This is a genomic window from Robertmurraya korlensis (assembly GCF_023715225.1).
Taxonomy (GTDB): domain Bacteria; phylum Bacillota; class Bacilli; order Bacillales; family Cytobacillaceae; genus Robertmurraya_A.
The window spans coordinates 1-448 of sequence record NZ_JAMBNS010000110.1; the positions used below are offsets into that span (position 1 = coordinate 1).

Genomic DNA, 448 nt, shown 5'->3' on the forward strand with positions numbered 1-448 from the left:
GCTTTTGCTGATGATTATATTGATGGTTTGTGGAAAGCCGATGATTTAACAGCATTTTTACGCTTGATTGCCCGCAATTTGACCCTCATCAATACCATAGAAGCCAAATTTGCCAATTTGACCAAACGCTGGGAACACCGCCAACACCGCAATCGGCATAATGATAAAAACAATGCCAAATCCAATATTTTAGCCCATTATGATATTGGCAATGCGATGTATGCATTATTTTTGGATGAGCGCATGATGTATTCATCGGCAATTTATCCGACACCCTCATCAAGCTTGGCGGCAGCACAAACCCACAAGTTGGCAAAAATTTGTGAATTAGCTGAGTTAACAGCTGACGACCATGTCATTGAAATCGGCACGGGCTGGGGTGGGTTTGCTATTTATGCCGCCACCCAATATGGCTGCCGTGTCACCACCACAACTATCTCAGACGCGC

The 448-nt window shown here is 44.4% G+C and carries 1 protein-coding gene; it reads left to right on the forward strand.

What is annotated here, in order from left to right; translation table 11 throughout:
- A partial coding sequence (locus tag M3175_RS25560) for an SAM-dependent methyltransferase (protein WP_251524604.1) occupies window positions 1–448 on the forward strand: 448 nt, incomplete at both ends.